Origin of the sequence: Anaerotignum faecicola (genome assembly GCF_003865035.1) — a bacterium.
GTDB classification, from domain to species: domain Bacteria; phylum Bacillota; class Clostridia; order Lachnospirales; family Anaerotignaceae; genus Anaerotignum_A; species Anaerotignum_A faecicola.
Genome location: NZ_BHVZ01000014.1, coordinates 95,826 through 117,863 on the forward strand (window position 1 = coordinate 95,826; position 22,038 = coordinate 117,863).

Genomic DNA, 22,038 nt, shown 5'->3' on the forward strand with positions numbered 1-22,038 from the left:
GATACCCTTTTTTGCGTCTGCACAGAAGGCTTTATGCGCTGCGGATGAAGCGTAGCGGCTTTTGTCGAAACTTTCTTTCTGCCCTCGCCCCGTTTTGACAAAAAAAGCGGTTCTGTTTGTTTAGAATGGGCGTATGGAGGGAAGCAGTATGGAAAAGACAGAAATCAAATTGGAATATACGGAACAAACACCGCGCTTCGGCAAAATGCTCCTGCCGAAAAAGGAACCGAAAAAGCCGTTTCCATGGAAGACCCTGCTGCAGGGCGGCGGCTTCTGCCTGATGGGGCTGTTCTGGGGCAGGATTGAGCTGATGGGACTGCTGCGCCCGATGGGGCTTGCCTATCTTTCTGCCTTTTTCGGGGAGGGGTGGCTCTTTGGGGCGGTCTGGCTTGCGGTCGGACTGGGGGCATTTGCCCATGCACCGCTCAAGACTGGCGCAGGGCTTGCGGCGGCGCTCGCCATTCAGCTGACACTGGGGCGTTTTCTGGAACGGCAGGAAATGGGAAAGAAGGCCCTTCTCGGCACCCTTGCTTCGGTGCTGGCAGGTATCTTTTTTGCTGTCAGCCGACAGGGTCTGGGGTTCTATTTTGCCATTGCCGCTGTGGAGGGCGCGCTGACGCTTGGCATCAGTTATCTGGTGCAGAAGGGCGTGGTGCTTCTGCTGGAGCATGGGAAGGCTGTGATTCCCTCCAGAGAGGAAATGCTTTCGCTCCTGCTTCTGGCAGGGGGCGTTCTGGCAGGGCTTGCGTCCCTGCAAAACCGCCCGATCGGCGCATTTCTGCTGCCGATGGCATCTGCGTTTTTTCTGCTTCTTGCCGCAAGGCAGGAGGGGATCGGCGGCGGTGCGGCTGCCGGTGTGTTTCTGGGGTTGCTGCTGCTGCTTTCCGGCGGTGCCAAGCTGCCTCTTTTCGCTGCCCTCGCTTTAGGGGGAATGTTGGCGGGCTGCATGAGAGATCTGGGCAGGTTGGCCTCTGCCCTTGCAATGCTGCTAGCCCCCTGCATTTTTCTGTTTTACATAGATATGACGTTGCTGAACCCGATTTGGATAGGAGGATTGATAAGCGGGGCGCTGCTGTTTTCCCTGTTCCCCAAGGCTTTGCTGGAAAAATACGGCGGTCTGCGGGAAACGGAAGGCCCCCAAGACAGGTATACAAAAATGAAGGAGCTGACGGAGGAGAAGCTTCTGGGCGTATCCGCGGCATTTGATGCTTTGGCGAAAACCTTTGTTCGGGAGGGGGAACGAAAGGACAGAGGCGAGATTGCAAGGCTGGTTGATACCATTGCGGGAAAGGCTTGTCAGGACTGCGGTTTGGCGCATTTCTGCTGGGAGGAGGATTTATACAAAACCTATGGCATGACCTTTGCCGCACTTTCTCACTGCGACAGTCTGGGGCGGTTTCGGGCATCCGATTTGCCGCAGGAATTTGCGGACACCTGTCCAAGAGTGGACACCCTTGTGGACACCATAAATGAGGTGTATGGACTGTACAGAAGGGACTGCTTATGGACAAGCCGCCTGAGGGAGTGCCGCGAGCTGGTCGGACAACAGCTTCTGGCGGTGGGAGAAATTATGGAATCCCTTTCGGGGCAGATGGAGCTGAACTGTATTTTTCTGGAAGGTGCAGAAAAGGAGCTGCGCCATGCGCTGAAAAAGCAGGGGCTTTCCCCGAAGGAGGTCATCATTACAGAGGAAAAGGCTCATCGGCGCAAGCAGGTGAGGGTGGTTTTGCCTGCCTGCGGCGGAAAGGGCAGCTGCAAGGATAAGGTTCTGCCGCTAGTCAGAAAAACGATGGGCTGCCCCATGGTTTTGCTGGAGGAGGGCACCTGCTCGGTGGATGCGAAGGGGAGGGAATGCAGCCTGCTGTTTCGGGAGGCACCTGCCTTTTCCCTCACGACGGCGGCGGTTTATGCCCCTGCGGAGGAAGGAAGGCCGACAGGAGATGCGGCGGCATTTCTGGAAACGGAACGGGGCAACGCCCTGCTTGCTCTTTCCGACGGCATGGGAACGGGAGAGCAGGCGGCGAAGGAAAGCCGCATTGCCATTGAGCTTCTGGAGCAATTCACGGAGGCAGGCTTTGACCGCGCGCTTGCGGTGCGGATGATCAATTCTGCGCTTCTGCTGCGCAGGGGAGAGGAGGCCTATGCGACCCTCGATATCTGCCATGTGAACCTTTTTGACGGGCATGCCGAATTCATCAAGCTGGGCGCGGTGGCATCGTTTATCTGGCGGAGAGACCGCATCATCTCTCTGCGTGCGGTGACGCTGCCTGCGGGCATCCTCAAGCAGGTAGAGCCGGAGAAAAATGAAATGCGCCTCAAGGATGGGGACATGATTCTGATGGTGACGGACGGGATTACCGATGCCCTCGGCGGCGAGGAGCAGACGGGCGCATGGCTCAAGGCGAAGCTGACCGCCTTCCCGATGTCAAACCCGCAGGACGCGGCGGAATATATTTTGCAGGAGGCAAAAAAGGAGCGCAGGGACGGCAGACGGGACGATATGACCGTTCTTGCCGGACGATTCTGGCAGAAGCAGGTATAAATTGAGACTAAGTGGGGTTGTCTTTTTTTTCGCAATCGTGTAGAGTAATGGACAAGAGGAATTTTCGGGGAAAAAGAGGATTCCGAGAAGGAGACGAACATGCGGAAAAAGGTACGAAACACACTGCGACAATTTCAGATGGTGCCGAAGGGCGCAAGGCTTGTGATTGGGCTTTCGGGTGGAGCGGATTCCGTTGCACTGCTCCACGTTCTGCATAGCCTGCAAAAGGAATTTGCATGGGATTCCCTCACCGCGGTACATATCCACCATGGTCTGCGCGGAGCAGCGGCAGACGAGGACGCTCGTTTTGCGGAAGGCTTCTGCGCCGATTTGGGGATTCCCTGTATCGTAAAGCACTATGATGTGCGTGCGGAGGCGAAGGCGCGTGGGCTTGGCGAGGAAGAAACGGGGCGGCTTCTGCGCTATGCCGCCTTTCGGCAGACGGCAGGCGAGGATGGCTTCATTGCCGTGGCGCACCACCGAAGGGATCAGGCGGAAACCGTTCTGATGCGGCTTTGCAGAGGGACAGGACTGAAGGGGCTTGCAGGCATGGCACCCGTCAGAGAGAATATCTGCCGCCCTCTGCTGTTCTGCGACCGAGAGGAAATCGAGGACTATTGCAGGGAAAACGGACTGGGGTGGCGAGAGGATGCCACAAACCGAGAGGAAGCCTATACCCGAAATAAGCTGCGGCTGCGCGTTCTGCCGATTCTGGAGGAAATCAATCCGCAGGCGGTGGGGCATATTGCAAAAACGGCCTCTCTTTTGGCAGAGGAGGAGGATTTTCTGGAGCAGCAGACGGCACTTTTTTGGAAGGAGGTACAGCTGCCCTCCTTGCCTGAGGAGGTTTCTCTTTCCATAGAAGGGCTAAATGCGCTCCATCCTGCCATGCGGCGGCGCATCCTGCGGCAGGCGGTGGGGCAGTTTCAGAAAAAGGATATTTCCGCAAAGCAGCTTGCGGCGTTAGAGGATTTGCTTCGGAAGGAAAGCGGGAAACAGCTTGATTTTCCCGAAGGACTGCGCGCAGAAAACCGATACGGCACACTGGTGCTTTCCCGAAGGGCAGCAGATGCGCCAAGAGGGTTCTGCTATGCCCTGCCTATGGAGGAGGAAATCTTCATTCCCGAAGCAGGCATTGCCGTTCTGGTCTCTCTGGATGAAAAAAAAGTTGAAATTTCTGCCGAAACCTGTACGAATGTATTTGATTATGATAAAATAGGGCATACACTTTTCTGCCGCACGCGCAGGCAGGGGGATGTGATTCCCCTGCGAAAGGGCAGGAAAAAAATCAAGGAGCTGTTCATTGATGCAAAGATTCCCAGAGCCGAACGGGAGAGATATCCCTTATTTGTGGCAGGGGATACGGTGATTTGGGTACCGAGGCTGAAGGAAGCCTTTGGCGTGGATGAACAGACCGACCGAAAAGTATGGATTCAAATACGGAGGATACAGGAATGAAAGAGAGAATCGAGGTATTGCTTTCTGCGGAACAGATTGACCGGAGAATGGCAGAGCTGGCAGATGAATTATATCAGGAGTTTGGAGATGAGCAGGTGGAGCTGGTTTGTGCGCTGAAGGGCGCAGTTGTGACCATCGTGGATCTGGCAAAGAAAATGAAGATGCCTGTTACCATGAATTTCATGAGCGTTTCCAGCTACGGCAACAGCACGGAAAGCTCCGGCAATATCAATATCAAGATGGATCTGGATGCGGATATTACAGGCAAGAACGTGCTGATTGTAGAGGATATCATTGACACCGGCAGAACACTGAAAAAGCTGAAGGAGCTTCTTATCAGCAGAAACCCCAAAAAGCTGAAGCTGGTGACACTGCTGGATAAGCCTGACCGCCGCGTGGTGGATATCAAGGCGGACTATACAGGCTTTACGATTCCCGATGCCTTCGTGGTGGGGTATGGTCTGGATTATGCCCAGAAATATAGAAATCTGCCTTATGTAGGCGTACTGCATTTTGAGGAATAAGTAAAAAAAGCCATTTTCTATCGAAACGGTGGAAAATGGCTTTTTCTTTTGGAGGGGGATATGATAAAATGAAAAAAAGCGAAAGGGGCTGGGGAAAATGCTGACGATTTTCAACAGGAGAGAATTGCTGCTTACACAGAGCATGGAACGGCAGGCGGAGGTTCGCAATATTCTGGCTGCAAATGGGATTGCTTATACAGTGAGAACAACAAATCGACAGGGCGGTATCCAGAGAGCGAATATGTGGAGTGCAGGATTTAACCAGAGCTTTGCATGGGAGTATAAAATTTATGTGCATAAGAAGGATCTGGAATATGCACTGCATCTGATTCGATGAAGTGCGGAGAAAAAATGTTGATTCGATTGGAAGTTGCAGACAAGTATAGGTGCGCCTGAAAGGAACAATAAATCGGGATTTCAGAACCAATGGTTAGCAGTGCTTCGCACTGATTGGGCGCAGTCGCGCCCAAATAGAATGGTTAGCCAACATTAGCGGTTCGCCAGTTTAGAGCTTTTACGGCAAAACAAAGCATTCCATCCTTACTTTTTATGCTAAAAAGTAACAAAAACTTGGAACCCGTTTCGTAATGGGTTCCAAACCTCCGCAGACGAGGAAAGGGACACAAGGTTTCCCTTTCCAAACCCTTTCCCACAGTGCCGGAAACGGCAGGAAGAAAGGCGGCGCAGATGCGCCTGAAAGGAACAACAAATCGGAATTTATAAAGGAGAATATTGATGAAATTATTTTTATGTTCGCACTTTTCAAGTGTAGGAAGTCTGATAAAGGAAGAAATTGAAAATAAGAAAGTCGCATTTATTCCAACAGCTTCACTGCGTGAAGGCTACACCGGTTATGTCGGCTCGGCTCGAAAATTATTCAAAAAGTTGGGAGCGATCGTAACTGAAATTGATATTTCAACGGAGGCTTATTCAACGATACAGTCTGTTTTTGAAGAAGCAGATGTGATATATTTTACCGGCGGAAATTCTTTCTTTCTTATGGACCAGCTCCGTAAAACGGGAACTGATGGACTGCTGAAAAAGGAATTGGCAAATGGAAAATTGATGATCGGCGAGTCGGCAGGCGCAATTATATGCGCTCCAAGCATCCAATATATCGAGCAAATGGATGAAAAGCCGGAGGACTACTCACAAGAAGATGATGCAGGGATTGATTTGATTGATTTCTATGTTCTTCCGCATTATCTTACAGCACCATTTAAGAAAGTTACCGAGAAAATAATGACTGAGTTCTCGGATTTGAATCTATGCCCAATTAACAACCGTCAGGGAATTGTAATTGATGGTGAAGATTCAAAGGTTATTTGCAAAGACTAATTTGAAAATTCCAGTTTGTCGGAGTAATAGATATGAAAATCCGAGAAGTGAATGAGAATAAAAAGCAATTTATAGCATTATTGTTATTAGCTGATGAGCAGGAAAATATGATTGATCACTATCTTGAAAAAAGTACTATGTATGTACTTGAAGATGGTAATGTAAAAGCTGAATGTGTTGTTACCGATGAAGGTAATGGAATACTTGAAATCAAGAATATTGCAGTCGATCCGGAAAATCAGGGAAAGGGCTATGGCAAAGCACTAATTGATTTTCTTGCCAGTAAATATGCAGATGAATATTCTGTTTTGCAAGTTGGAACAGGTGACAGTCCATTGACGATACCATTTTATGAAAAATGTGGATTTGTCCGTTCTCACAAGATTCCCAATTTCTTTACTGACAATTATGACCACCCAATTTATGAGGGCGGTGTACAGTTGATAGATATGATATATTTGCAAAGATGTTTATAACTTCCAGTTTTTGAAACTGAAAAATCGGGATTTAAAGAGGAGGAATAATGCAATGAACTTCTTTGAAAATACTCGTAAGCCACAAGGCTTCGGCGGAAAATTGATGACGAAGATGATGAACATCGGTCACGCCAAGTTATCACAATGGGGATTCTCAAATATCTCAGTGAATCCGGACGCTGCGGTACTGGATGTTGGTTGCGGAGGCGGTGCAAATATTGTAGCCTGGTTGGGCAAATGCGGAAATGGACATGTGGCAGGAATGGATTATTCGGAGGTCAGTGTGGCAGAATCTCAAAAACTGAACGCCGCCGCCATTAAACAAGGGAAATGTTGCGTGGTTCAAGGTGATGCATTTGCTATCCCTTTTCCTGATGCGGTTTTTGATTATGTTTCTGCTTTTGAGACAGTTTACTTCTGGCCGGGATTGGAAAAATGTTTTTTTGAGGTAAATCGAGTTCTGAAAAACGGAGGGACATTCCTGATTTGTAACGAATCTGACGGAACGAATGCCGCAGATGAAAAATGGACAAAGTTGATTGATGGTATGAAGATTTACACCTCTGATCAACTCATTGCTGCTTTGAAAGAAGCAGGTTTTACAGAGATAAAAACGTATTCAAATACAAAAAATCATTGGATAAGTATTGTTGCAACGAAATAGCAAACGTCCTATTTGCGGAGGTGGTTTTATGAAGAAGAAAATGGTGATTGGGATTATTGTGGCAGTGGTGCTTTGCGGCGGTTATTTTATCGGTTCGGGGTTTTTGAGAAACGGTTCTGTCTATATGGATGGATATTCCGTTTCGGGGGACGGCAGAGAAATCACGCTGGATATTGACGTTGCGGCATCAAGGGGGTATATCAGAAAAATGGAGATATCCCAACAGATGGGTGGAAAGCTTTATATTGACTGCTATTCTGCCTTTGGGGGCATCAATGGCAGGATTGGGGCGAAAAACAGCTTTACCCTGCCGCTAGACGAGGATACGACAATGATTGGGATTTATCGAAATAAAAACGCTTATCAGGAAGTTCTGCATAAGGACGAGGATGGTATCTGGCGGCGGACGCAGGCAAACGGATAAAAATAATTTATGAAAAAACAAAAGAGAAGGGAGCGGATGCAACATGAAAATCGCACTTTGCCAGATGGCAAACGCAGGAAAGCCTGCTGCGAACCTAGAAAAAAGCATACGGGCAATCAAGGAGGCAGCAGAAAATGGGGCGGATTTGATTCTGTTTCCAGAAGTGCAGCTGACGGAATTTTTTCCGCAGTACCCCGGACAGGATGTGACGCAATATCGGATTTCGCTTGATTCTGAGGTTGTGACGGCATTTTGCAGGGCGGCGCAGGAAAACGGGATTCTGGTTGTGCCGAATATTTTGCTTTACGAAAACGGGAAGACATACGATGCCAGTCTGCTGATTCAGAAGGGCGGCACGATTGCGGGCGTGCAGAAGATGGTGCATATTGCGCAGGCGGAGCAGTTTTATGAGCAGGATTACTATACACCCTCCGATGACGGGTTTCATGTATTCGATACGGAATATGGGAAAATCGGGATTGTGGTCTGCTTCGACCGGCATTACCCCGAAAGCATCCGCACGGAAAGTCTGATGGGGGCGGAGCTGATTCTGATTCCGACGGTGAATACGAAAACAGAGCCTTCCGAAATGTTTGAATGGGAGCTGCGTGTACAGGCATTCCATAACAGTACGGCAGTTGCGATGTGCAACCGCGTCGGCAAGGAGGGCGAGATGGACTTCTCGGGGGAATCTATTGTAGTAGATGCCAACGGCGATGTGATTGCCAAGGCGGATGATACGGAGGGGATTCTTTATGCAGAGGTGGATTTGGCAAAATCGAGTGAAATCAGAAGCCGCAGAACGTATACGGGGCTGAGACGGACGGAATTGTATAAATGAAAACGCAAGAAGGCTATCCCGAAAGGATAGCCTTCTTGCGTTTTGCTATTTTTGTGTTAGTCGATTACAAATTCCTGAATGCCCATATATCCGGGGGCGATGGAATATTCGGGGAAGGAGATGACAACCTTGCCCTCTGCGTTCAGATAGAAGGAGGTATTTGCGTCAACGGTTTCAAACTTCCCAAGGGAATCGGTTTCATCTGTGCTGTCACCATAGCCGAAGAAGGAAGCGTTTGCATCTGCCGCCATGCGTTCTTCAATCTGAGATACGATGCTCTTATTGCAGATGGCAGCATAATCATCGCCAAGCACGTCTTGCAGGGTCAGCTCCTTATCATTCTTCAAATCAATGTTGTAGTAGGTATGCTCCTCATCCGCGGAAACCCAGCTCTTTGCGGTTGTTACGCCCAGAGAGAGAACATCATTGCTGAGATATTTTACATCGTAATCGATATACAAATCCATGGTGCGATCTGCCCATTCTTCCTTTGTGCCGCCTGTTTGGAAGAAGGATTCCTTATATTCTGCCATTTCCTTTTCTGCCTGCGCTTCATAATCGGCGGTCAGCTGCTGGATGCGTGCATTTACCTTTGCGGGCAGCTCCTTACCATCGGGGCCCTTCACAACGGGGACGTTTACATTCAGCTCCACATCGCCCTCTGTGCCTTCAAAGGAACGGAAGGTCAGCACCTGCGCCAGCTGCCCCACAACGGGAACCTTGCTCATGTTTTCCGCAAAAACGGGGCTTGCGTTCAGCCCGATGGTGCCTGCGACCAGAACGGCTGCTGCCGCCGCAACACAGCCTCTCCAGACGGGGCGATAGGATTTCTTTGCTTCGGATGCTTTCTTATTTTCATTGCTTTCGTATTTCATTTTCAGTTCCTCCTTATTTTTGGATGCAATCGTCTGCATGACCGTTTCATTTAAATTTTTAGGAATTTCGATGGATTCGTAGGTTTTTTTGCCATTTTCGGGATTCATTTTTCTTCCTCCTTCAAAATCAGTTTCAGCTTTTTCAGGGCACTGTAGAGTCGTGTCTTTACGGTGCTGAGTGGGGTATCGGTGATTTCTGCAATCTGCTTGAGCGTCAGATCCTCATAATAATGAAGGATAATGACGGTTTTCATAGGCTCTGACAGCTGCATCACAGCCTCATAGGCTTGCTTATCTTCATCAAATGCCGGCTCTTCGTAGGTCATGGCTTCGGTATGCTCCTCGCCGAGAGGAACTTCGCGCTTTTGCTTTCTGAGATACTGCAAAGCCTCATTGACAAGAATCCGATAAAACCATGTGCGGAGTGCCAGAGGATTTTTCAGCCCAAAGCAGCCCTCCAAGGCGCGGCAGATAGCGTTCTGTATCACATCCAGAGCTGCCTGCTCCTCCTTTACATAGCTGTATGCCAGACGATAAAATTTATTTTGATTTTCTATGATGTATTGTACGGTGCAGTCGTAAATATCCTGCATAGGTGTTACCTCCTTGTTGCTTCCCGGTCAGCGTGAAAACCATTTTTTCGTTTTCTGTCTTATAGATGTATTGTAACGGAAAAAAGTTTGAACTGTCTGAAAAATTTTTGAAAAAAAATAAAAATAATAAAAAAAGCACCGTATCCTATTCGATACGGTGCGAGAATTTCTATAGAGATTTCGACAGAATGCCGCAGGCATTAGCCTAATTCGTTGTCGCTCTTGCTCAGAGAGGCTGCTTTCTGAGAAGCGGGTACGAATTTACCGATGATACCGCCTACGATGGCAGGAACTACCCAGCCGCACTGGAAGGAGCCCAGAGGCAGATTTTCTACGAAATGCAGGGGCAGACCGAAGCCGCAAAGCACTTCTGCCGCACTTGCAACCAGTGCAAAGGCTGCTGCGAAGATATAAATGTTGTTGTTTTTGATATGCTTACCAAAGAAGTTCAGCACAATCATAACCAGAACAACAGGGTACAGCAGGTTCAGAATAGGTGCTGCAATGCTGATGATTGTAGAGATACCGAAGTTGGATACGATGTAGCTGAATGCAACAGTCAGGATAACTACCTTTGTATAGGAGACCTTGTTGTTTGTCAGCTCTGCGAAATAGGATGCGCAGGAGGAGGTCAGACCGATTGCTGTGGTCAGGCAGGCAAAGAATACGATGATTGCCAGAACCAGTACGCCGTAGCTGCCGATCAGAGACTGTGTGATTGCAACAACCAGACCTGTCTGGTTATAGCCTTCAAAGCCGCCTGCGGATGTGGTTGCACCCAGAAATGCCAGACCGCCATAGATGACGAACAGTGCAACTGCTGCGAAAACGCTGGATTTGATAACAACGCTCATGGTGTCCTTTGTTTCTGTGTAGCCTTTATCCCTTGCTGCGGAGATGATGATGATGACGAATACGATAGAAGCCAGAACGTCCATGGTCTGATAGCCTGCCATAACGCCTTCTCTGATTGTTTCAAATTTTGCAACATTGCTGATATCGCCAATGGGGTGAACAATACCCAGAATAATCATTGCCATCAGACAGATTACCAGAATAGGTGTCAGGTATTTGCCGATTACGTCAACAACGCCGGAGGGGCGAACGGTAAACAGCAGAACCAGACCGAAGAAGACTGCACCGAAAATCCAGCTGTTGATTTTGGGGAAAATCGGCATAACGCCCATTTCAAATGTTGTTGCTGCGGTACGGGGGATTGCCAAGAAGGGCCCGATACACAGAACGACTAATGTATTGATAATGACAGAGGGGACTGCACCAAGCTTTTTGGTAACGCCCTGAATGGAAACATCGCCGCCTTTAATCATGGAGAGGATGGCAACCAGAGCCAAACCAACGTCCGCGATAAAGAAGCACATAAACCCGATGAACCACTCGCTCCCTGCATTTGTACCAAGGTAGGGGGGGAAGATTAAATTGCCGGCACCGAAGAACATTGCAAACAGTGCCAGCCCGATTACGGCAATGTCCTTTAAACTCGTTTTCTTTCTCATAATTTGTAAACGCCTCCTAAACAAAACTTTCTTTTACATCCGACACCAAGAAAATCTCTCTTAGTTGTCCTACAAACGATATTATGCACGAAAAATCTGATTTGGGCAAATGAATGAAATATAGTTTAGTGAAACGAATTTATTGATTTCTTATACTCAGAGTGGAAAAAATGTAAAAAAAGCATATATTTTCGTAGAAAAGACTGAAAAATCACAAAATTTCATAAATTATCTTATTTTTATGAAATTGACATAATGCGAATATAGACAGGGAGGAGCCTTGGTTTAAAAATGAATACAATGGACAAAAACGATAGATTTTACCAAAAATAATAAATAGATTTTGGATATTTCGGTGATAAAAACGTAGATTTTTCTCTTTTTATCTGGTATAATGATGAACAATAAATAATATCCCGTTTTGCATAAAACTGGAAATAATATATTCTAAAGAAACTTTTTCGGAAAAATGGCGCGAAAATCACGAAAAACCTATTGTGTTTTTTTCAGAACATCTGCGGTTTTGCGAAACCGGTTTCAGAAAAAGCGAGCGCTTGCTTTCAAAAAAGAAACAGATTCGTTAAGTTTCCATAAAAAAGCGAAAAGATTTGTGCGGAACACTTTTTTTATTGGATACTTTATACTATAATGGAACGCGTGGTTTAATAGAGTGAGATTATTTTTTTACAGTATAGATGAGTAGGTGAAAAGAGATGAAAGAAGTTAGTATCCATGTGGGGCAGAGAATTCGCCTGTATCGAAAGACGAAAAACCTGACCATTGAAACCTTCGCAGGCATGATTCATAAAAGCAAGGCAACGGTTTCCAAATACGAAAACGGGGATATTTCCATTGATATTGAAACCCTGTTTACGATTGCGCAGGCGTTAGGGGTGCCCGTCAACCAGCTGATTGATTATGAAGAAATCGGGGAGGAAAAGGGCGAGAAGGGCGAAATCATCAAGCACAACCTCAGCAAAAGCAAATATTATATGTACTTTTACGATGGCAGACGCAGCCGCATTGCGCGCAATGTTATTGAGGTGCAGGATGGCGGAGAGGACAGCGGTGTATTCAGCGCGAATATGTATGCTTCGCTTGAGGACTTATCCAATTATTATCAGTGTAAGCTCCTTTATCACGGCACGATGCGCAAGGGTGATACCTTCATCAATTTCAATTTTGAAAACCAGAATAATAAGGTGGAGCGAATGTTTATGTACGCCATCAATTCCTTTAATAATGGCGGCAGAATGGAAGGACTTTGCTGCTGCTTATCCACGCAGCCGATTTTGCCTGCCTGCTTCAAATTTCTGATGGTATCGGATATTCTGGAGGAAACGGACGATTTGAAGGAAAAGCTCAAGGTTTCTAAGGAGGATATCCGCCTTCTGAAAAAAATGAATATGTTTGTTGTCAGCGACCACGCTTAAGCGAAGTCAAAAAAATTGCCCAGACCGTAAGGTCTGGGCTTTTTTGCTGTGGTTTTTATGCTTCGTTTTCCATGTGGGCAAGGGCAAACAAAATACACTGATTGATAAATTCGTTTCTGCTGATGTTAGCCTGTGCAGATTTCTGATCCAGAATTTCCAGAACATCCTTTGGAATCCGCATGGAGATTACTTCCTTTTCCGGCTTTTTCGGATGAAATACAGTCATTTGTTTACACCTCCCTCTTGCTAAATTGTATCGGGTTTGTTATATTTATTCTATATTCCAAAATAGATATCGAAAATAGAATACGATTTTAAAAAGGAGGTTATATCAGGGCTGTAGATATGCTGACATAGCAATGTTAAGTTAGGTTGTAAAAAATGTGATGTTTGATAATGAACGAAATTTGTGAAAAGGGTGTGGGAAAATGTATTGCTCAAAGTGTGGAGCCGAGAATAAGGATGATAGCTTATTTTGTACAAAATGCGGCGAGAAGATTTTAGACGTAAATGTAAAGGACGATAAAGGTGCAGAAATTAAAGGTGTGGAAAAAGATAAGACCAATTTGTTTTCGGCACATTTGTTGAATATTATTGCCTTTTGTCTGCCTGTATTGATGACATTAGGGATGTTTTTAGTGATACCGCAGATGTCCAAAAATGATTCAGATTCTGCTGCCGATTTGTCTGTTACGGTTGAACCTCCTGATATTTCCGGGAATCTTTTGCTAGTTTGTTTTCTGGTTGGGTTAATTATCTTTGTGATTGGGATCATCATATATTTGAAACCAGAGAGAAAGAAAATGAAATGGGCTTACATTTATTTATTTTTGGCGATTTCTGATTTGATATTAGCATTTTTCTTATTTATGCTGTATGTATTGGCAAGTTGCGGCTTTGGAGTTGTTTTGTTTATTCCGGGGATTCTTCAGATTATCGCAGGATTTAAATTTGTAAAAGCAATAAAAATGTATGAAGATTAAGAATTATAAACAAATTGCTTTTGAGAATGTAAGGATGATATTATATGCGGTTGTTATAATCAATGGACTGTTTATCCAATATATAGCACCGTTTCATTACCTGTGTGATTATGATAATTATTCCTGCATAATGTGTGGTATGCGATATGCCGTAGATGAAATGATGAAAGGGCATATTTTCGATGCGTATCAAAGTAATCATTTTATTATTGTGCTGTTAGGATTTTTATTTTTCTTTTTGTGTGATACGATACATATTTTATATACGAGAAAAAGGGGCTGAAATGCCCCTTAAATTGTATACAAAATGTTTACAAGCAGCGGAAGGGTTTGGGAAACGAAGCGTTTCCTAAGTAAAACCCGCAGAGGGGGCTTTGCCCACTCGAGGAAAACAGCGAGTTTCAAGGCTTTCTAGCCGATGGAACTCGTCTGTTTATTCCTCTGCTTAAACAAGTTGAAATCTTGATTTCAACTTAGGGGGCGACTTTGTCGACACCCTCTAAAACTGCTCTGCCAATGCCAATGTCAGCAGCAGACCTGCCATTCTTGCGGATTGGGCGGAGGGCAAATCTTCCGGTGCGCCGCCCTCGGCACTGCGCGCCGCCAGAAGATTGCCTTCGGAGAAATCCGCTACACCTCTTTGCACATGCTGCAGGGTGTGCAGAAACATCAGACCCTTTGTCATGCGGTCCAGCTGTGCCCGTCCGCCCTCATCCATAAAGGCGGAAAGCGCGCGCAGCAGTGTGACCTCCTTCGGGGGATGCTCCTTGGCAAATGCCGTTTCGGCATTGGCGGCAGAGCGGATTTTCAGAAGATATTCTTTTTCGACCGTATCTCGCAAAGCAGAAAGCATTTGTGCAAAATCCTTTTCCAGTCCGTCCGTTTTCTGTAGGGTTTTTGCAAGGGTATAGACCGTGTTTTCGGACATAAGAGAACCACCTTTCTTTTAAATGGTACGGCAGACCTCCGCTGTCAGAAGACCGCCGAAGGGCTTGGCTTTTTGCAGCAGCAGCCGTTTGATTTCCGCAGGACGCGTGTGTGGGTTTTCTGTGAGCAGCAGGGCAGCCGCGCCGCTGATGAGCGGTGTTGCCATGGATGCGCCGCTCATGGTGATATAATTTCCGTCCACGATGTTTTTACGGCTGCGGTTGGGCAGGGTGAAATCAAAATCGGGCGAAAGCACCGAAATGATATCATCTCCCGGTGCCCAAAGATCGGGCAATGTATCCCGTTCCCTTGAAAAAAGCGGAAACGCAGGCGCGAGGAAATAGCTTCTATCCTCCCATGCGCCGACGGAAATCACACCGCCGCTTACCGCAGGCGGTGGACGGTAGCCATTGCGTCCATCCGGATTTCCTGCCGCCGCCACCACCACAATTCCCATCTGCCAGAGCCGTTCGACTGCCTCTTTTAGCGGCAGGTTGACCTTTCTGTCATTCGTGCCGATGGAAAGATTTACTACTTTAATATTATATTTGCGTGCATTGTCCATTATCCATCTCAGCCCCAGTACGGCGTGGGTGGAATTTCCCTGCCCGTATCGGTCAAGAATTTTGACGGAAACAATCCCTGCCTCTGGTGCAACGCCTGCATAACGCCCGTCGGCATTGTGACCGTTGCCGCAGGCGATACCCGTGACATGGGTGACGGGTGCGTTTTATATGGACGCATGCTTTTGGATACCTTTCTTCTTTTTTATTGCATTTGCAGGATATTTGTTGTACAATAAGAACAAATCAGATGAAAAAAGGGGGTCAAAATTATGCAGGCTTTATCAGAAAAAGGCACCGCATTATTGGCAAAGTTCAAAAAGTTCCAGAAGCTCAGCTTGGTTCTTTATGCTCTGGCGGCAATGGCATTTGTATTTGCCGGAAATATTCTGTTGACGATTATTATTGTGGCGCTGGATATCTTCCTGGAAATAAAGTTGTATAGATGCCCTCATTGCGGCAAGGGGCTGGACTGTCGCCGCAGAGTGAACGAGGACACGGTTTGTCCGAAGTGCGAGAAATATATTTTCCGCGGATTATAAGAAATATTATAAAAGCCTACAGTCAAAGCTGTAGGTTTTTTCTTGCCCGAAACGCCGTATAATTTTTTAAGGAAGAAAAAGGAGCGGCGGCAATGAAAAAAGAAATTGCGGCGATTTATTGCAGGCTTTCTGTGGAGGATGCGGAAAAGAGAGCGGCGGAAAGTGAGAGTATACGCAATCAGCGCGCACTTTTGCTGGGATATGCCAAAAAACAGGGGTGGGCGGTCTATGACATTTATGCGGATGAGGACTATTCGGGGCTGAGAGAGGACAGACCTGCCTTTCAACGCCTTCTTGCGGACGCGGAAGAAAGAAAATTTTCAATCATTCTATGCAAAACGCAGTCCCGCTTTACCCGAAACGCAGGCACGGCGGAAAAATATCTGCATGCGCTGTTTCCCCTCTGGGGGATTCGCTTTGTGACGGTGGTGGATGGGGTGGATACTGCTTCGCATGCCAACAAAAAAGCCCGTCAAATCAACAGTCTGGTCAATGAATGGTATTCCGAGGAGCTTTCGGAAAACATTCGTGCCGTCTTTCGCAGGAAGATGGAGGCAGGGCAGTTTCTGGGCAATTATGCGCCATACGGCTACCGCAAGGATCCCTGTTGCAGGCATCACCTCATTCCTGATGCGGAAACGGCACCCGTTGTGGAAAAAATCTATGACTTGTACTTATCGGGTCTTTCCTGTAAAATGATTGGAGAACGGCTGACGGCACAGGGTATCCCCACCCCTTCCGAGATGAAGCGGGCGCGAGGGGAGGATCTCGGCAGGCGTTCTTCTGCGGCATGGTCGAAGGGGACAATCCGAAAAATCCTGCAAAACCCCGTTTATCTGGGGCATATGGTGCAGGGAAAAGAGGAAAAAATCAGCTTTAAGGAGAAAAAGACCAGAGAGCTGCCGCGAAATCAATGGATTGTGGTGGAGCATACCCACGAAGCAATCATAAAAGAAGAAATTTTCGGGGACGTAAAAAAACGAATGGCAGAGCGCAGGCTCGCCCGAACAAGGATATCGAAGGAGGAAAACACATGAAAAAGAAACTTTTGGCAATGCTGCTGGCTGTTGTGATGGTATGCGGCGTGTCAGGCTGCGGAAAGGATAAGACGGACGCTACGGACGGACAGCAGGTGACAGCTGAGCTGGACGGTGAAATGAAGAAGGAGGCGGACACCCTGCAAAAGGCCTTGGAGGGCTATGCGGCAGACCTGACTGCGGAGGATGCAGCGGCGGCGGGGATGTATACCATTCATAACGGCGCGGTTGTGGGCGGTCAGGAAAACTGGGATGCTTTTGCCGCAGGCAAAACGGATGAAATTATCATTTGCCAGTTCTCCAAAAATGACGGCGCAATGCTGGATTCCGTAAAGCGGCTGGCAGGCGGCGGCTATCTGGTTGTGACGGATGTGACCAGAGACGGCTACGAATATACCGAAAAAGAGGATTACACCCGCAATATTTATGAATGTATGACGATACTGGATGATTTTTCTCTGGAGGAGGGCGGCACAGCGTATACCGTTTGTGTGCTTTCCAATGAAAAGGATATGAACGCTGATACCTTCCGCACCTACTGGAACGAAATGACAATGGATGCACATCAGGTTTATCCGTTGTTTATACTGTAAATTGTAAATAGCGGAGAAAACCATAGAAAATTAAAAACACCATGTAAATCATTTATGAGTTTACATGGTGTTTTTTTGGTTTTCGTAGGCTTGCGGAGCAAGCACATGAATCAGGCGAAGCCTGATGAATGATGGTTTTCAACATGGTGTTTTTTGGTTTTCGTAGGCTTGCGGAGCAAACACATGAATCAGGCGAAGCCTGATGAATGATGGTTTTCGTTATTTTTAATTTTCGGGGTAAATCATCTGATTTACCTTGAAGATGAGCTGCAATGCCTTTCTGGAGTTATTCAGATGCGCGGTAACGGCTGCCTTCAGCGCGTCTAAATCGGACGCAAGCGCCGCATCCAGAATTGCCTGATGCTCCTCGACACATTCGCAGTCCCTGTAGTGAGGCTGGCTTACATAGGTGCCGGACGCATAGGTGAAGGGCTGCATATCCCGGAATACATTGACCGCCTTCTGATTGCCGGAGGCTGCCAGATACAGGGTATGAAATTCTAAATCCAATTCAAAAAATTCATCGGGCTTATGATTGGAATCATTTGATTCGATGAATTTTTTCTGTGCTTCCAGACAGTCAATCAGCTGCTGACGCAGGCCGTGGTTATAATTCAGCGTGGTTACGATATCCTTTACAAAAAATGTATCCATCATCAGACGCATATCGAAAATATCCTGCAATTCATGCGGTGTCAGCGCTCTGACGCTCATGCCCTTATTGGGGGTGTTCACAACCAGCTTTTCCTCTGCCAATCTTTGCAGTGCCTGCTTGACAGGGGTATCGCTGACCTGATATTCGCGAGCAAGCTCCTTGATGTTCAGCTTTTCTCCGGGCTGGAATACCTTCGTGAGAATATCATCTTTAATATCCTGATAAATCTTATCAGTCAGGGTAGTTTTTTTACCCGTTGTTTCGTGGTTCTTTTCTTCTTCTTTCACAGGTCTCTCCTTCTTTCGATTTCTCAAATTAGATTTTGCCGCAAAAAGACAGCACAAAAATGTTCTTCTGTATGCCTGTTTGCTCTATTATACAACAGGAGGCGCAAAAAGTCTATCAATTTTTCGGAATCAACTTTTTTTTAATAATATGAGATATAAAACGGATTGAAAAAGAATTTTAAGTGGCGTTTTTTAACTGGAAAAAACTAGAAATTAAATAAAAAATAGTTTTATGTGGGACGAAAAGTGTCTTATAAAAGTTTCAAAATGCAGTAAAATTAGTTTATATTGGATATTTTACACAAAAAATAGGATTTTTTTACACGAAAAGACACTTGTTTTTCGTCTTTTTTATCTCTTGACGCACAAGAAAGACAAATATATAATCATAAAAAAGATGTTTTATATCTCAAATAAAACTTTTTTCGCGAAAAAGAAGATTTGTTTTGCGATATTTGTGATACAAATGAAAAACGAGAGAGAAACAAAGAAACAAAGAAACAAAAGAGGAGTCCTTCCCTTCGGTGGGGTCCAACCGAAGAAAAGGAAATCCAAATGCAACACACCGGACTTTAGAGTTCAATATGAGGAGGGAATATTATGTTCTTAAAGAGAGGCCTTGCTGCTGCTCTGGCAGCGGTCACAGTGATTGGTCTGGCGGGCTGCGGTGGTTCCGATGATGCAGCAGAGGCAGACACAGCAACAGTTAAAAAGGGTTTCGTAGAAAAGAAGGTCGAACCCGTAAATTTTGATTCCGGCGTAAAATTGAAGGATGACTGCTATCACTTCATTTATGCACTGGGGAATGCGCCTGCGACAATTGACGCTGCAAAGTTTTTCAAAATGCGTCTGGAGCAGGAATCCGACGGCGCATTGAGCTGTGATATTTACACCGACAACGTGCTTGGTTCTGAACGTGAGCTGCTGGAGGGCTGTCAGTTTGGTAACTATGACATCGTTCTGGCAACAAACGCAACGGTAGCATCCTTTGAAAATGACATTTTCTGTCTGGATATTCCTTGGCTGTTTGATAACAAGCAGCAGGTTTATGAGGTTCTGGACGGGCCTCTGGGCGACAGACTGGCAGATGGTCTGGAGGAATCCGGCTTTAAGCTGCTGCAATGGCAGGAAAATTCGTTCCGTACACTGTCTACCAACAAGCCTATCAACGATATGTCCGATTTGAAGGGCGTTAAGATTCGTATTATGGAAAACGAGCTGCAGCTGCAGCAGTGGAAAAACTACGGCGCGAACCCCACACCCATGGCGTTCACAGAGCTGTTTACAGCACTGCAGCAGAAAACAGTAGACGCACAGGATAACGGTGCGGAGCTGACATGGCAGACAAAATTCTATGAAGTACAGAGCCACTATACATATACAAAACACATTTACTCTCCTTACCTGATTCTGATGAGTAAAGATAAATTTGATGCGCTGACTCCCGAACAGCAGGAAATCGTGCTGAAGGTTTCTGATGAAGCAGTTGCTTATGAACGTCAGAGATGTGACGAATATGAAAAGGTTGCACTGGAAAACATCAAAAACTGCGGCACCATGCAGTATAGCGACTTGGATCCTGCGGTTAAGGCCGAAATGGTGAAGGCTTGCGAAGGACTGAAGGAAATGGCTTATGAAAAGGTAACCAATCCCGATGTGGTAGACCTGCTGTATAAGGAAGTTGCCAAGGCAAAGGAAAAATTCCCTGAAGAAGGCTAAAAAGGAAAGGGGCGTAAAATACTATGAAATGGGTTTTAGACCATGTGGAAGAATTTTTCATGATTCCACTGATTTTCGCAATGAGTATTATCATTTTCATTCAGGTTGTATGTCGTTATGTGTTCCAGAACTCTCTGACATGGTCTGAAGAAATGGCAAGATATATGTTCGTATGGCTGGTATACTTCTCCGTAAGCTATACCGCAAGAAGAGAAAAGCACATCCGTATTGATGCTGCAATCAATTTGTATCCTAAAAAGGCACGTCCTTACATCGAAATCCTCAGTGAATTGATTGTTCTGGGCTTTGCTATCTTTATTGCTGTAACAGGCTATACTGTATTCGGCAAGATTGCATGGTCCGGTCAGATGTCTCCCGCAATGCGTATTCCTATGCAGTTCGTATATGCGGCACCTATGATCGGCATGGGGCTGACAGCAATTCGTCAGCTGCAGTGCATTTACAGAAGAATCAAGGCGTTGAAAAATCACGAGGAGGTGACTGAGGCATGACAGGTTCTATTGCTGCAGTAGTATTTCTTACATTGATTGCTTGTCTGGTGCTGACAGTTCCCATTGGTTTCTCTCTGGGTATTGCATCTCTGGGCTACATTCTTTACACAAAACAGCTGACATTCGGCTTTATCGCACAGAACATGGTAACAGGCTGCGACTCCTTCCCTACCATGGCGATTCCCTTCTTCATCTTCGCAGGTGAATTGATGGGCGGCGGCGGCATTTCCAAAAGACTGCTGAATCTGGCGAACGTATTCTTCGGCAGAATCCAAGGTGGTCTGGCAATCGTAACCGTTGTTGTATGTATGTTCTTCGCGGCAATTTCCGGCTCCGGCCCGGCAACTGTTGCGGCGGTAGGCGGTATGGTTATCCCTACCATGCTGGAAAAGGGCTATGATAAAAAATTCGTACTGGCGCTGATTGCTGCTGCCGGTTCCATCGGTGTTATCATCCCTCCCAGTATCCCTATGGTTATCTACGCTGTAACAACAAACAGCTCCGTATCTACACTGTTCCTGGCAGGCTTCGTACCCGGTATCCTGATTGGTCTGGTACTGATTGCGTATTCCTACTTCTATGCAAAGAAGATGGGCTACAAGGGCGATGACGAACCCTTCTCCGTAAAGAGAGCATTGCGCGAAACAAAGGAAGGCTTCTGGGCAATCCTTTCCCCCGTTATCATTCTGGGCGGTATCTATGGCGGTATCTTTACCCCGACAGAGGCAGCTGCGGTATCTGTAATCTACAGTATCATCGTTGGCTGTGTCATCTACAGAGAGCTGGATCTGAAAAAGCTGATTCAGTGTACCAAAAACGCCTGTGAAACAACAGCATCCATCCTGATTGTTATCGGCTGTGCTGCCGGTTTCTCCAAGGTTCTGACACTGGGTCGTATCCCTACCACAGTTGCATCCGCAATGCTGGCACTGACAGACAGCAAGATTGTAATTCTGCTGCTTATCAACGTGCTGCTGCTGATTGTTGGCTGCTTTATGGAAACACTGTGTGCCATCATGATTCTGGCACCCATCCTGTACCCCGTTGTAACAGCAATGGGCGTAGATGTAACACACTTCGGTATCATCATGGTAGTAAACCTTGCAATCGGTTTCATCACACCTCCACTGGGCGTAAACCTTTTCGTTGCCTCCCGTGTTGGCGAAACCACATTGGATACGGTTATTAAGGGTATCATTCCCTTCTTGGCACTGATGATTATTACACTGCTGTGCATCACCTATATCCCTGCAATTTCCATGTTCTTGCCTAATCTGATGGGCTAAGACAGTATTGTTAAAAGCTTCTCAAGGAGTTGGTAAATATGAGTATTTCAAGAAGAATAGTGCAAAGATTGCTGGACTGCGGCATCATTTTGATGACAGCACTTTGTATGTTTTATTACTACGGTTAAAACTCGTTGACCTTCATCTATCCTAAATAGATGTGGCTCATATTGAACTCCGCGTAGCCCCTCTCCCTGCATGGGAGAGGGGCTATTGCTATACTGCGGAAAATTTTTGTTTACGGACGCTTTG

General features: G+C 46.5%; 23 protein-coding genes and 1 pseudogene. 17 read left to right on the forward strand and 7 right to left on the reverse strand.

Features of this window, described 5'->3' with window-relative positions:
* Positions 1-148 precede the first annotated feature (148 nt).
* The 9 genes from spoIIE (at position 149) to EJE48_RS10505 (ending at position 8,267) form a co-directional block, all read left to right on the forward strand.
* Positions 149-2,542: a stage II sporulation protein E gene (spoIIE, locus tag EJE48_RS10465; RefSeq protein WP_160117358.1), complete on the forward strand. Its 2,394-nt coding sequence runs from the start codon at positions 149-151 to the stop codon at positions 2,540-2,542.
* 99 nt (positions 2,543-2,641) lie between these two features.
* On the forward strand, positions 2,642-4,000 hold the full coding sequence (tilS, locus tag EJE48_RS10470; protein WP_124984555.1) for a tRNA lysidine(34) synthetase TilS: 1,359 nt from the start codon (positions 2,642-2,644) through the stop codon (positions 3,998-4,000).
* Positions 3,997-4,524, forward strand: coding sequence for a hypoxanthine phosphoribosyltransferase (gene hpt, locus EJE48_RS10475; protein WP_124984556.1), 528 nt, complete (start codon positions 3,997-3,999; stop codon positions 4,522-4,524). Before tilS ends, hpt begins: the two co-directional genes overlap by 4 nt.
* A gap of 97 nt (positions 4,525-4,621) precedes the next feature.
* A complete protein-coding gene (locus EJE48_RS10480) occupies positions 4,622-4,861 on the forward strand; it encodes a hypothetical protein (RefSeq protein WP_124984557.1) in 240 nt (79 codons plus the stop codon).
* A 398-nt stretch (positions 4,862-5,259) separates the two neighbouring features.
* Positions 5,260-5,862: a Type 1 glutamine amidotransferase-like domain-containing protein gene (locus EJE48_RS10485; RefSeq protein ID WP_007888235.1), complete on the forward strand. Its 603-nt coding sequence runs from the start codon at positions 5,260-5,262 to the stop codon at positions 5,860-5,862.
* Between the two features lie 32 nt (positions 5,863-5,894).
* Entirely contained in the window at positions 5,895-6,338 is a 444-nt protein-coding gene (locus EJE48_RS10490; protein WP_118143222.1) for a GNAT family N-acetyltransferase, read from the forward strand.
* 52 nt (positions 6,339-6,390) lie between these two features.
* Positions 6,391-7,002, forward strand: coding sequence for a class I SAM-dependent methyltransferase (locus tag EJE48_RS10495; protein ID WP_124984558.1), 612 nt, complete (start codon positions 6,391-6,393; stop codon positions 7,000-7,002).
* A 28-nt stretch (positions 7,003-7,030) separates the two neighbouring features.
* Positions 7,031-7,426 carry a hypothetical protein gene (locus EJE48_RS10500; RefSeq protein ID WP_124984559.1) on the forward strand — a complete coding sequence of 132 codons (396 nt, stop codon included), beginning with the start codon at positions 7,031-7,033 and terminating at the stop codon, positions 7,424-7,426.
* 43 nt (positions 7,427-7,469) lie between these two features.
* Positions 7,470-8,267, forward strand: a complete 798-nt coding sequence (locus tag EJE48_RS10505) for a carbon-nitrogen hydrolase family protein (protein WP_118580995.1) — start codon at positions 7,470-7,472, stop codon at positions 8,265-8,267.
* 56 nt (positions 8,268-8,323) lie between these two features.
* On the opposite strand, the gene EJE48_RS10510 is transcribed toward EJE48_RS10505, so the two are convergent.
* The 3 genes from EJE48_RS10510 to brnQ form a co-directional block, all read right to left on the reverse strand.
* Positions 8,324-9,250 carry a DUF3298 and DUF4163 domain-containing protein gene (locus tag EJE48_RS10510; protein WP_118580992.1) on the reverse strand — a complete coding sequence of 309 codons (927 nt, stop codon included), beginning with the start codon at positions 9,248-9,250 and terminating at the stop codon, positions 8,324-8,326.
* Positions 9,247-9,735, reverse strand: a complete 489-nt coding sequence (locus tag EJE48_RS10515; protein ID WP_118580989.1) for a sigma-70 family RNA polymerase sigma factor — start codon at positions 9,733-9,735, stop codon at positions 9,247-9,249. Before EJE48_RS10515 ends, EJE48_RS10510 begins: the two co-directional genes overlap by 4 nt.
* Positions 9,736-9,935: 200 nt before the next feature.
* Entirely contained in the window at positions 9,936-11,249 is a 1,314-nt protein-coding gene (gene brnQ, locus EJE48_RS10520) for a branched-chain amino acid transport system II carrier protein (RefSeq protein ID WP_118580986.1), read from the reverse strand.
* A gap of 713 nt (positions 11,250-11,962) precedes the next feature.
* Here brnQ and EJE48_RS10525 point away from each other — a divergent pair.
* Positions 11,963-12,682 (forward strand): helix-turn-helix domain-containing protein, encoded by a 720-nt coding sequence (locus EJE48_RS10525; RefSeq protein ID WP_016408068.1) that lies wholly within the window; start codon positions 11,963-11,965, stop codon positions 12,680-12,682.
* Between the two features lie 55 nt (positions 12,683-12,737).
* Here EJE48_RS10525 and EJE48_RS10530 read toward each other — a convergent pair whose 3' ends face one another.
* Positions 12,738-12,908, reverse strand: coding sequence for a ribbon-helix-helix protein, CopG family (locus EJE48_RS10530; RefSeq protein WP_016408069.1), 171 nt, complete (start codon positions 12,906-12,908; stop codon positions 12,738-12,740).
* A 202-nt stretch (positions 12,909-13,110) separates the two neighbouring features.
* On the opposite strand from EJE48_RS10530, the gene EJE48_RS10535 reads away from it, so the two are divergent.
* Positions 13,111-13,665 carry a DUF4064 domain-containing protein gene (locus tag EJE48_RS10535; RefSeq protein WP_016408070.1) on the forward strand — a complete coding sequence of 185 codons (555 nt, stop codon included), beginning with the start codon at positions 13,111-13,113 and terminating at the stop codon, positions 13,663-13,665.
* A gap of 499 nt (positions 13,666-14,164) precedes the next feature.
* On the opposite strand, the gene EJE48_RS10545 is transcribed toward EJE48_RS10535, so the two are convergent.
* On the reverse strand, positions 14,165-14,593 hold the full coding sequence (locus EJE48_RS10545) for a hypothetical protein (protein WP_016408072.1): 429 nt from the start codon (positions 14,591-14,593) through the stop codon (positions 14,165-14,167).
* A gap of 18 nt (positions 14,594-14,611) precedes the next feature.
* Positions 14,612-15,298 (reverse strand): annotated as a pseudogene (locus tag EJE48_RS10550) (S8 family serine peptidase); the annotation flags it as partial.
* 129 nt (positions 15,299-15,427) lie between these two features.
* Here EJE48_RS10550 and EJE48_RS10555 point away from each other — a divergent pair.
* The 3 genes from EJE48_RS10555 (at position 15,428) to EJE48_RS10565 (ending at position 17,327) form a co-directional block, all read left to right on the forward strand.
* Positions 15,428-15,697: an FmdB family zinc ribbon protein gene (locus EJE48_RS10555; RefSeq protein ID WP_016408074.1), complete on the forward strand. Its 270-nt coding sequence runs from the start codon at positions 15,428-15,430 to the stop codon at positions 15,695-15,697.
* Between the two features lie 92 nt (positions 15,698-15,789).
* Positions 15,790-16,734, forward strand: coding sequence for a recombinase family protein (locus EJE48_RS10560; protein WP_016408075.1), 945 nt, complete (start codon positions 15,790-15,792; stop codon positions 16,732-16,734).
* On the forward strand, positions 16,731-17,327 hold the full coding sequence (locus EJE48_RS10565; RefSeq protein WP_016408076.1) for a hypothetical protein: 597 nt from the start codon (positions 16,731-16,733) through the stop codon (positions 17,325-17,327). The genes EJE48_RS10560 and EJE48_RS10565 overlap by 4 nt, the downstream gene beginning before the upstream one ends.
* A gap of 225 nt (positions 17,328-17,552) precedes the next feature.
* Here EJE48_RS10565 and EJE48_RS10570 read toward each other — a convergent pair whose 3' ends face one another.
* The gene (locus tag EJE48_RS10570; RefSeq protein WP_016408077.1) at positions 17,553-18,269 is read right to left on the reverse strand and encodes a GntR family transcriptional regulator; all 717 of its coding nucleotides are present in this window, start codon (positions 18,267-18,269) and stop codon (positions 17,553-17,555) included.
* Between the two features lie 600 nt (positions 18,270-18,869).
* Here EJE48_RS10570 and EJE48_RS10575 point away from each other — a divergent pair.
* Genes EJE48_RS10575 through EJE48_RS10585 form a run of 3 tightly spaced genes read left to right on the forward strand, consistent with a single transcriptional unit; the run spans position 18,870 to position 21,786 of the window.
* Positions 18,870-19,988 carry a TRAP transporter substrate-binding protein gene (locus EJE48_RS10575; RefSeq protein WP_124984560.1) on the forward strand — a complete coding sequence of 373 codons (1,119 nt, stop codon included), beginning with the start codon at positions 18,870-18,872 and terminating at the stop codon, positions 19,986-19,988.
* A 23-nt stretch (positions 19,989-20,011) separates the two neighbouring features.
* Positions 20,012-20,500, forward strand: coding sequence for a TRAP transporter small permease (locus EJE48_RS10580; protein WP_124984561.1), 489 nt, complete (start codon positions 20,012-20,014; stop codon positions 20,498-20,500).
* A complete protein-coding gene (locus EJE48_RS10585) occupies positions 20,497-21,786 on the forward strand; it encodes a TRAP transporter large permease (protein WP_124984562.1) in 1,290 nt (429 codons plus the stop codon). Before EJE48_RS10580 ends, EJE48_RS10585 begins: the two co-directional genes overlap by 4 nt.
* Positions 21,787-22,038 lie beyond the last annotated feature (252 nt).

What these genes read in the sequence shown, in the direction of transcription:
- brnQ (WP_118580986.1), bottom strand. Translation starts at nt 11,249, where the DNA reads ATGAGAAAGAAAACGAGTTTAAAGGACATTGCCGTAATCGGGCTGGCA.
- EJE48_RS10535 (WP_016408070.1), top strand. Translation starts at nt 13,111, where the DNA reads ATGTATTGCTCAAAGTGTGGAGCCGAGAATAAGGATGATAGCTTATTT.
- EJE48_RS10490 (WP_118143222.1), top strand. Translation starts at nt 5,895, where the DNA reads ATGAAAATCCGAGAAGTGAATGAGAATAAAAAGCAATTTATAGCATTA.
- EJE48_RS10560 (WP_016408075.1), top strand. Translation starts at nt 15,790, where the DNA reads ATGAAAAAAGAAATTGCGGCGATTTATTGCAGGCTTTCTGTGGAGGAT.
- EJE48_RS10530 (WP_016408069.1), bottom strand. Translation starts at nt 12,908, where the DNA reads ATGACTGTATTTCATCCGAAAAAGCCGGAAAAGGAAGTAATCTCCATG.
- EJE48_RS10585 (WP_124984562.1), top strand. Translation starts at nt 20,497, where the DNA reads ATGACAGGTTCTATTGCTGCAGTAGTATTTCTTACATTGATTGCTTGT.
- EJE48_RS10485 (WP_007888235.1), top strand. Translation starts at nt 5,260, where the DNA reads ATGAAATTATTTTTATGTTCGCACTTTTCAAGTGTAGGAAGTCTGATA.
- tilS (WP_124984555.1), top strand. Translation starts at nt 2,642, where the DNA reads ATGCGGAAAAAGGTACGAAACACACTGCGACAATTTCAGATGGTGCCG.
- EJE48_RS10495 (WP_124984558.1), top strand. Translation starts at nt 6,391, where the DNA reads ATGAACTTCTTTGAAAATACTCGTAAGCCACAAGGCTTCGGCGGAAAA.
- EJE48_RS10525 (WP_016408068.1), top strand. Translation starts at nt 11,963, where the DNA reads ATGAAAGAAGTTAGTATCCATGTGGGGCAGAGAATTCGCCTGTATCGA.
- EJE48_RS10555 (WP_016408074.1), top strand. Translation starts at nt 15,428, where the DNA reads ATGCAGGCTTTATCAGAAAAAGGCACCGCATTATTGGCAAAGTTCAAA.
- spoIIE (WP_160117358.1), top strand. Translation starts at nt 149, where the DNA reads ATGGAAAAGACAGAAATCAAATTGGAATATACGGAACAAACACCGCGC.
- EJE48_RS10580 (WP_124984561.1), top strand. Translation starts at nt 20,012, where the DNA reads ATGAAATGGGTTTTAGACCATGTGGAAGAATTTTTCATGATTCCACTG.
- EJE48_RS10545 (WP_016408072.1), bottom strand. Translation starts at nt 14,593, where the DNA reads ATGTCCGAAAACACGGTCTATACCCTTGCAAAAACCCTACAGAAAACG.
- EJE48_RS10480 (WP_124984557.1), top strand. Translation starts at nt 4,622, where the DNA reads ATGCTGACGATTTTCAACAGGAGAGAATTGCTGCTTACACAGAGCATG.
- EJE48_RS10575 (WP_124984560.1), top strand. Translation starts at nt 18,870, where the DNA reads ATGTTCTTAAAGAGAGGCCTTGCTGCTGCTCTGGCAGCGGTCACAGTG.
- EJE48_RS10515 (WP_118580989.1), bottom strand. Translation starts at nt 9,735, where the DNA reads ATGCAGGATATTTACGACTGCACCGTACAATACATCATAGAAAATCAA.
- EJE48_RS10505 (WP_118580995.1), top strand. Translation starts at nt 7,470, where the DNA reads ATGAAAATCGCACTTTGCCAGATGGCAAACGCAGGAAAGCCTGCTGCG.
- EJE48_RS10565 (WP_016408076.1), top strand. Translation starts at nt 16,731, where the DNA reads ATGAAAAAGAAACTTTTGGCAATGCTGCTGGCTGTTGTGATGGTATGC.
- EJE48_RS10510 (WP_118580992.1), bottom strand. Translation starts at nt 9,250, where the DNA reads ATGAATCCCGAAAATGGCAAAAAAACCTACGAATCCATCGAAATTCCT.
- EJE48_RS10500 (WP_124984559.1), top strand. Translation starts at nt 7,031, where the DNA reads ATGAAGAAGAAAATGGTGATTGGGATTATTGTGGCAGTGGTGCTTTGC.
- hpt (WP_124984556.1), top strand. Translation starts at nt 3,997, where the DNA reads ATGAAAGAGAGAATCGAGGTATTGCTTTCTGCGGAACAGATTGACCGG.